The following is an 8,563-nucleotide window of genomic DNA, read 5'->3' as shown; positions in this document are numbered from 1 at the left end:
GCCGGTGGGTAACCAGCTTCGCTGTGGTGAAGCGCCTCCGGCCTGCGCTGGAACGACGAGCAAGAGCGGCGCCGCTGCGCTCCCGCGAGCCCTCCACCCTCCCCCTATCCCCACCGGAGAGAGGGAGCAAAGCGTGCGTCAGGCGATACCCAGCCCCGCGATGCCCGCCGCCGCATGACCCTCCAAGCCCGCCAACTCGGCGAAGCGACGCCCCCGCGCCGCATAGTCGCGGAACTGGTCGAAGCTGGGTGCCCCGGGCGAAAGCAGCACCACGCTTCCAGACGGCGCCCCCGCACGCGCCGCCTCGACCGCCTCGGCCAGGTTCTGTGCCTCCGCGAGCGAACCGGGGAAGTGCGCGTCACGCAGCGCCGCCGCGATGCGGGGCCCATTCGCCCCCTGCGCCACGATGCGCAAATCCGCCCGCGCCTCCATCGCGCGCACGAAATCCGACCAGTCCAGCCCGCGGTCGTGCCCGCCCACGATCACCGTGACGGCGCGGCCGGCGAGGCTGTCCAGCGCCGCCAGCGTGGCCTGCGGGGTGGTGCTGATGGAGTCGTTGATCCAGTCCAGGCCATCGTGCGAGCCCAGCGGTTGCAGGCGGTGCGGCAGCGGCAGGAACGTGGCCAGCGCCGGCGCCGCGGCGGGCGCGTCGTAGCCCACCGCCTCCAACGCGGCCAGGGCAGCGCAGGCGTTGAGCGCGTTGTGCGCGCCCGGCGCGGCGATGCGCGCGGCGTCGAACACGCGCGCGCCGCCGCGGTGGATCCAGCCCCCGTGCACGTGCCAGCCGTCCGGACGGCCGAACAGCAGGCGCCGCGGGTGCGCCTCGGTGCGTTCCACCAGGCCCAGCTGCAGGCCGTTGACCAGCAGCGTGCGCGCGGCGTCGGCCAGCTTGAGCTTGTCGGCCACGTAGCGCTCGCGCGAGCCGTGCCAGTCGAGGTGTTCCTCGTACAGGCTGGTGATCACGCCCAGCTCCACCGGCCCGGCCTCGCCGGTCTGGAAGCTGGACAGCTCGATCGCCCACAGCGCCGCCTCGCCGTCGAGCAGCTCCAGCAGCGGCAGGCCGATGTTGCCGGCCAGCGCGGTGCGCACGCCCAGGGATCGGGCGAGGTGCGCGAGCAGCGCCGTGGTGGTGCTCTTGCCCTTGGTGCCGGTGACGGCGATCACCCGCGCGTCCGGCCGCTCGCCGAACCACAGCGCGGTGCCGGAGGTGAACTGCACGCCCCGCTCGCGCGCGGCGAGGATGGCCGGCTTGTAGGCGGAGATGCCGGGCGACTTCACCACCACGTCGTAGCCGGCCAGCGCAGCGGCGTCGGGCTCGTGGCCGAACACCGCCAGCGCGGGGTCGAAGGCCCGCGCCTCGACCTGCTCCGCCTCGCTGCAATAGAGCGCCAGCGGCAGCGCCGGCAGGCGCTTGCGCAGCGCATGGATCGCGGCGCGGCCTTCGCGGCCGAAGCCCCATACGGCGACGCGCCGGCCCAACAGCGAGGCGAGGGTGGTCACGCCGCGCCCGCGCTTTCGCCCAGCAGCGGCCGGAAGAACGAGCGCTCGTAGCTGACGATGCAGCGGGTGTCCTGCGCGTAGCGGAAGGCCGCCAGGCAGTCGGCGTCCGCGAGGGCGTCGCGCCGGTAGCGCTCGTACTCGGCCATGCCCGGGAAGGTGAACAGCGCCAGCGCGACGTTGTTGGCGCCCTCCGACGGCAGGAAGTAGCCGTGGTGCGTGCCGCCGAAGCGCTCCACCAGCGGGATCCAGAGCCTGGCGTAGTGCTCGAACTCGGCCAGCTTGTAGGGGTCGACGACGTAGCGCAGGTAGCAGGTCAGCATGGCGATTCCGCTCGCGGGGGCGCGCCGCCTCATGCGGCGCCGATGGCGTCCAGCGCCGGGCGCAGCCGCGCCGGCACCAGGTGCTCGGCGGCCGGCGCCAGCCACGGCTCCAGCGCCAGCTGGGCGGGGTCGAGCTGGGGCAGGATCTCGCTGCGGAAGCGCGCCACCAGGGCGTCCTCCTGCCACTCCGGCCGCTCGCTCAGCGTGTACATCGCCGCGCGCGACTCGCCGCCCTCGCCCACGCATTCGAACGGCTTGTGGTCGTGGTATTCGAGCAGCGCGTCGAAGCCGGCGGCCTGCGTCTCCTCGTCCAGCAGGTTGCGGCCGAAGATCGCCAGCAGCCGCGGCTTGGGCAGGAACGGCGCCAGCGCCAGGAACACGAAGTGGCACTTGGGGCACTGCCCGCACCAGCGGTCGGCCGGCTTGGGGCCGAGCAGGCGGAAGTTGCGGTTGCAGCTGGAGAACACGTCGAAGTAGGCGCCGCCCAGGCGGGCGAAGGCGCGCGTCACCGCCAGCTCCGAGTACGGGCGCAGCAGCGAGCAGTAGTCGAGGTCCGCCGCCACGTAGGCGTGCAGCCAGTCGCGCAGCAGCCGCTCGAAGGCGTAGCCCTTGCTCCACTGGTGGTTGACCTGCTGGCCTTCGTATTCGAGCGTGGCGACCGAGGCGGAACGCTCGTTGGCGAAGGCGATCGAGTCGTAGCCGTAGAGGATGGCCGCCACGGCGAGGATGACGGAATTCACCGCCGTGACCGGGATGTGGCCGTTCCACGCGCCCAGGCGGTTGAGCTCGAACAGGCCCGGCGCCAGCTCGCGGTGCAGGTTGAGCTGCGGCAGGTCGGTGCGCTCGGCGCAGGCGGCGATCAGCGGCGAGGTGCTGACCCAGCTCACCGTGGCCTCGACGCCGGCGTGCTTGAGCGCCTCCACCGCCACCAGCGAATCCTTGCCGCCGCCGAGCGGCACCAGGGTGCGCCGGGGCAGGCCGAGCGCGGGCGCCGCGGCCGGCGCGGCGGCACCGCGCGGAAAACGGATGCGCCCGCGCAGGTCCAGCCCGTTGCGGTAGGCCAGTTCGGCCAGGCCGTGCAGGTAGAGCTGGTCGAGGAAATCCGCCGTGGCCTCGTCCAGCGGCGCGCCCTCGACCTCGATGCGCGGCGGCAGCGCGGCCTTGTAGTAGCTCACGCCTGCGACCAGGTGCAGCAGCCTGAGCGCCGCCGCGAAGGCGGTCTCGCGCCCGGCCGGCAGCGCCGGCGCGCCGGGAAAGCTCACCCGCTCGACCAGCTCCGCGCCATCGTCGAAGGCATACACCAGCTCGGCCACGCCGTCGGCATAGCCGTGGCGGACGAAGCGGAAAACCTGGGCTTGGCGGGGGTCGGTCAAAGCGGTTACCTCAGTCGTTCGTTCGTCGCGCGCGTGTCTCCCTCTCCCCCACCGGGGAGAGGGTTGGGGTGAGGGGCGGGTCTTGCGAGAGCCTCCGCAACCGCATCCAGCACGCTCTGCGTTTCTTGCAGCACGGCGTCATTCCAGAAACGGATGATCCGATATCCCAAGCTTTCTAGTTTAGCGGTGCGCAACGCATCCTCGTCGAGGTGCTCGGCATGTTGCCCGCCGTCCAGCTCGATCACCAGCATCGCATCGGCGCAAACGAAATCCACAATGTAGCGATCAATCTCGTGCTGTCGCCGAAACTCCCCACCCGAGCAGCCTTCGGTTGCGCAGGTGGTACCAAAGCAAGCCTTCGGCATCGGTCATGCCACGGCGCAGCCCGCGCGCCCGGTCCACGTTGAGACGTTTCATCCTGAATCGCCTTGATTTGGGTTGTCGCAAGAGCCGCCCCTCACCCGGCCCTCTCCCCGGAGGGGAGAGGGAAAAGCTATCGCTCGCCCCAGCGCAGCGCTTACTCGATCACGATCTCCAGCGCCTCGTCGCGCAGGTTGTAGGGCGAGGCCATCACCTTACCGTAGGCGCCGGCCTGGGCCACCAGCACCACGTCGCCCTCCCGCGCCTCCGGCAGGCGGCGGTCGCTGCCCAGCACGTCGCCCGATTCGCAGATCGGCCCCACCACCTGGTACAGCGTGGTGCCCGGCTCGTCGAGGCGGCTGAGGTTCACGATCTCGTGCCAGGCGTCGTACAGTGCCGGGCGGATCAGGCTGTTCATGCCGGTGTCGAGGCCGAGGTAGCGCAGCGTGTCCTTGCTCTTCTGCTGGGTCACGCGGGCCAGCAGCACGCCGGCGTCGGCCACCAGGTAGCGGCCGGGCTCCATCCACAGCTGGTAGTGCGGGTAGGCGGCCTTGACCTCGCGCAGGCGGCGGTCGAGCGCGGCCACGTCCAGCGGCGCCTCGCCCGGGTGCGAGGGCACGCCCAGGCCGCCGCCGATGTCGAGGAAGGCCACGCTGCCGATGCGCTCGGCCAGGCTCGCCAGTTGGCCGTAGACCTCGGCCCAGTGGCCGTCGTCGAGGATGCCCGAACCCAGGTGCGCATGCAGGCCGCGCACGGTCACGCCGTGCGCGTCGGCCAGGCGCAGGAAGGTATCCAGTTGCTCCAGCGGCAGGCCGAACTTGCTGCCGCTGCCGCCGGTGCGCACCTTCTCGTGGTGGCCCAGGCCCCGGCCCAGGTCCACGCGCAGCACGATCTCGCGGCCGCGGAATACGTCGCCCCAGTGCTCCAGCGGGTAGAGCGCATCCAGCGAGACGGTGGCGCGGGTGCTGAAGGCGTAGACGAAATCCTCGCGTGGGGCGAAGTTGGAGGTGAACAGCAGGGGCGCCGACTCGGGCACCGCCGCCTGCACCGCCTTCAGCTCGCCCGGCGAGACGCACTCGAAGCCGAAGCCCTCCTCCGCCAGCGCGCGCAGGATGGCCGGGTGGGTGTTGGCCTTCACCGCGTAGTGCAGGCGATCCACCGCGCCCAGCGTCTTGAGCTTGCGCGCCTGGGCGCGCACGGTGGGCAGGTGGTAGACGTAGCGCGGCGTGGCCTGGGCGCCGAATTCGAGCAGGCGCTGGCGCTCGGCCTCGCGCCACCAGGCGGCGGCCGGCGCGACCGCCTCGCCGCGGCCGTAGAGGTTCTGCCAGCTCGGGCCGAACAGGGCGCTGTCGTCGGTGCGCAGCGCGCCGGCGCCGATCAACAGCTCGTGCAGGTGCGGCAGCAGCGAGTCCACCACGTCCTCGTCCACCACGAAGGTGAGGTTCAAGTTGTTGGACGACTGCGAGATCAGGTGCACGCGGATCTGGTCGAACTCGGCCAGCACGCTGGAGAGCAAATGCAGCATCGAGCGCATGCCGCGGCCGACCAGGGTGATCGCCGCGCACGGCGCGATCACCTTGACCCGGCACACCCGGGCGAGGTCGCCGGCCAGCGCCGCGATGGCGTCGGAGTCGAGCAGGTTCTCGGTGGGGTCCAGCGACACGGTGACGTTGGTCTCGGCCGAACCGATCAGGTCCACCGACAGGCCATGCTTCTTGAACTCGCCGAACACGTCGGCGAGGAAGCCCACCTGCTGCCACATGCCCACCGACTCCATCGACACCAGGGTGATGCCCTTGCGCGCGCTGATGGCCTTCACGCTCGGCGCGTACTCGCTCAGCTGCGGGCCGATCACGGTGCCGTCCAGCTCCGGCCGGTTGGTGTCCTTCACCAGCAGCGGCACGCGCGGCTCGCGCAGCGGCGAGAGGCAGCGCGGGTGCAGCACCTTGGCGCCGGTGGAGGCGATTTCCTGTGCCTCCTCGTAGTCGAGCTTCTGCAGCAGGCGCGCGCCCGGCACCTGGCGCGGGTTGGCGGTGAACATGCCGGCCACGTCGGTCCAGATCTCCACCCGCGCGGCCTTGAGCAGCGCGCCGAAGTAGGAGGCGGAGGTGTCCGAGCCGCCGCGGCCGAGCAGCACGGTGCGCTCGTCGGCATCGCGCGCGATGAAGCCCTGGGTGATGAACACCTCGCCCAGCGCGGCGAGGCGCGTGGCCAGCGCCGGGTCGGGCTTGGCCTCCACCATCGCCGAGAGCAGGCGGGTGCGCTCGTTCTGGTTGGGCAGCGCGGCCGCGTCGAGGCAGTCGCGCGCATCCAGCCAGCGCGTGGGCAGGTCGCTGTGGGTGAGAAAGGCCGCGCCCAGCGCACTGGACATCAGCTCGCCGTGCGCCTGCACCAGCGCCTGCCAGGCCAGCTCGCCCATCACCGCCGGGCCTTCGGCCGCCAGGCGCTCCAGCTCCGCCAGGCGCTCGCCCAGCGTTTCGGGCAGCTCCAGCTGCATGTGGCCCAGCAGCTCGTGGTGGCGCTGGGCGATGCCCTCGGCGCAGGCGCGGCGTTTGTCCTGGTCGTCCTCGGCGCAGAGCTGTTTGAGCGCGTCGGTGATGCCGGTGAGCGCGGAAACGACAATGAGCACGCGCGCGCCCTCGGCGCGGCGGCTGGCGACCAGCTCACGGATGTTCTGCCAGCGCGGCAGGGTGGCGACACTGGTGCCGCCGAACTTCATCACGATCCAGGGTGCGTCCGCGGGAAGCGGCGCCGGGGCATTCGAGGTCACGGCTTGGAGTCAGGCTTGGGGAAAATGAATCCCGCCAGTGTTGCGCCTGGGCTGGCCAATTGCAACGGTTGCACCTGAATCGGTGTTTGGCCGTTTAGACATCCGCCGCGGCGGTGCGGCGGATGCGCGTGGCCGGGGCGATGGAACGGCGAACCCGCAAACCCGCCGGCCTTGCTCCCCCTCTCCTTTGCGGGGAGAGGAAGCAAAGCACGCAACCTGCACGCTCACCGCAACCTGCTCCCTCTCTCCGACGGGGAGAGGGTTGGGGTGAGGGGACACGGTCGCCTCACCCTCGCTTCGAGCGAGCTTTCCCGCGAGCACCCACCCCTCTCCTCACTCCTCAAAGCCGGCGCCATCCACGGCGCCACCCCGCGTGCCCCGGCGGGGAGAGGAAGCAAGGCGCGCGGCTCGTCGCCATCCCCCCGCCCTGCCGGCAAGGGGGAAAGCAAAGTGCGGCCTTACTCCACCACCACCGGAATCTTGCCGATCTTCGCCCGCCACGCGCGCGGCCCTGTCTGGTGCACCGAGGTGCCGGCGCTGTCCACGGCCACGGTCACCGGCATGTCCTCGACCTCGAACTCGTAGATCGCCTCCATGCCCAGGTCCTCGAAAGCCAGCACCCGCGAGGCCTTGATCGCCTTGGAGACGAGGTAAGCCGCGCCGCCCACCGCCATCAGGTACACCGCCTGGTTGTCGCGGATGGCCTCGATGGCGACCGGGCCGCGCTCGGCCTTGCCCACCATGCCGAGCAGGCCGGTCTGCTCCAGCATCTGGCGGGTGAACTTGTCCATGCGGGTGGCGGTGGTGGGGCCCGCCGGGCCCACCACTTCCCCGCGCACGGGGTCGACCGGGCCGACGTAGTAGATGAAGCGGTTGGTGAAATCCACCGGCAGCGTCTCGCCGCGGTTCAGCATGTCGACCATGCGCTTGTGCGCGGCGTCGCGGCCGGTGAGCAGCTTGCCCGAGAGCAGCAGCACCTCGCCGGGGCGGAAGCCCGCCACCTCGTCCCGCGTGACGGTGTCGAGGTTCACGCGGCGCGCGCCCTGCGGGTTGTAGGTGAGCTTGGGCCAGTCGGCCAGCGCGGGCGGCACCAGCGCCACGGGGCCGGAGCCGTCCAGGGTGAAGTGCGCGTGGCGGGTGGCCGCGCAGTTGGGGATCATCGCCACCGGCAGGTTAGCGGCGTGGGTGGGGTAGTCCTTGATCTTGACGTCGAGCACCGTGGTGAGGCCGCCCAGGCCCTGCGCGCCGATGCCGAGCGCGTTGACCTTCTCGTACAGCTCGATGCGCAACTCCTCGATGCGGCTGGACGGCCCGCGCGCGATCAGTTCCTGGATGTCGATGTGCTCCATCAGCGACTCCTTCGCCAGCAGCATCGCCTTCTCCGCGGTGCCGCCGATGCCGATGCCGAGCATGCCCGGCGGGCACCAGCCCGCGCCCATGGTGGGCACGGTCTTGAGCACCCAGTCCACGATGGAGTCGGAGGGGTTGAGCATGGCGAACTTGGATTTGGCCTCCGAGCCGCCGCCCTTGGCGGCCACGATCACCTCCAGCGTGTCGCCCGGCACCACCGACACGTTGATCACCGCCGGGGTGTTGTCGCGCGTGTTGATGCGCCGGCCCGCCGGGTCGGCCAGCACCGAGGCGCGCAGCTTGTTGTCCGGGTCGTTGTAGGCGCGGCGCACACCTTCGTTGACGGCGTCCTCCAGCGAGCCGGTGAAGCCCTCCCAGCGCACGCCCATGCCGATCTTGAGGAACACGGTGACGATGCCGGTGTCCTGGCACAGCGGGCGGTGGCCCTCGGCGGCCATGCGCGAGTTGATCAGTATCTGCGCCATCGCGTCCTTGGCCGCGGGGCTTTCCTCGCGCTCCCAGGCGGCGGCGAGGTTCCTGATGTAGTCGACCGGGTGGTAGTAGCTGATGTACTGCAGGGCGTCGGCGACGGACTGGATCAGATCGTCTTGCTTGATGAGGGTCATGGCGGCGGCTATGTGCGGGGAGGGAGGCGCGGCGGCGGGGCCGGGGCGCACAGCCGTTTATTGTGCCGCAACATGGTGGGCTGCGCCAAAACGCCGCAGTGGTGGGACGGCGGCGCCAGTGGGTCTGTTCGCGATCTTGGCGATGGGGCGGTGGGGCGCGCCTTGCGGCTATGCGGGCACGGAGCGCAGCGGTGTCGCTCTTATCTCGTCGCTCCGGCGTAGGCCGGAGGCGCTTCATCACAGTGAAGCTGGTTACCCACCGGC

General features: G+C 71.1%; 7 protein-coding genes. All 7 read right to left on the bottom strand.

The window, feature by feature from the left end; translation table 11 throughout:
* Positions 1-138: 138 nt before the first annotated feature.
* The 7 genes from murD to ACH65_RS14170 all read right to left on the bottom strand — a co-directional run bounded on the left by murD (position 139) and on the right by ACH65_RS14170 (position 8,299).
* A complete protein-coding gene (murD, locus tag ACH65_RS14195) occupies positions 139-1,500 on the bottom strand; it encodes a UDP-N-acetylmuramoyl-L-alanine--D-glutamate ligase (RefSeq protein WP_202594218.1) in 1,362 nt (453 codons plus the stop codon).
* Positions 1,497-1,820, bottom strand: coding sequence for an NIPSNAP family protein (locus ACH65_RS14190; RefSeq protein WP_049623267.1), 324 nt, complete (start codon positions 1,818-1,820; stop codon positions 1,497-1,499). The genes murD and ACH65_RS14190 overlap by 4 nt, the downstream gene beginning before the upstream one ends.
* A gap of 29 nt (positions 1,821-1,849) precedes the next feature.
* The gene (gene murL / locus ACH65_RS14185; protein WP_049623266.1) at positions 1,850-3,193 is read right to left on the bottom strand and encodes a UDP-N-acetyl-alpha-D-muramoyl-L-alanyl-L-glutamate epimerase; all 1,344 of its coding nucleotides are present in this window, start codon (positions 3,191-3,193) and stop codon (positions 1,850-1,852) included.
* 5 nt (positions 3,194-3,198) lie between these two features.
* Complete coding sequence (locus ACH65_RS14180) at positions 3,199-3,468, bottom strand: endonuclease domain-containing protein (RefSeq protein ID WP_272913778.1); 270 nt, start codon at positions 3,466-3,468, stop codon at positions 3,199-3,201.
* A gap of 10 nt (positions 3,469-3,478) precedes the next feature.
* Entirely contained in the window at positions 3,479-3,565 is an 87-nt protein-coding gene (locus tag ACH65_RS21045; protein WP_272913779.1) for a PDDEXK family nuclease, read from the bottom strand.
* A gap of 145 nt (positions 3,566-3,710) precedes the next feature.
* Positions 3,711-6,275, bottom strand: coding sequence for a bifunctional aspartate kinase/diaminopimelate decarboxylase (locus tag ACH65_RS14175; protein WP_272913777.1), 2,565 nt, complete (start codon positions 6,273-6,275; stop codon positions 3,711-3,713).
* A 506-nt stretch (positions 6,276-6,781) separates the two neighbouring features.
* On the bottom strand, positions 6,782-8,299 hold the full coding sequence (locus ACH65_RS14170; protein WP_049623264.1) for a fumarate hydratase: 1,518 nt from the start codon (positions 8,297-8,299) through the stop codon (positions 6,782-6,784).
* Positions 8,300-8,563 lie beyond the last annotated feature (264 nt).

The organism is Frateuria defendens, from assembly GCF_001182895.1.
Lineage (GTDB): Bacteria > Pseudomonadota > Gammaproteobacteria > Xanthomonadales > Rhodanobacteraceae > Frateuria_B > Frateuria_B defendens.
This window is presented reverse-complemented; position numbering and strand designations above follow the sequence as displayed.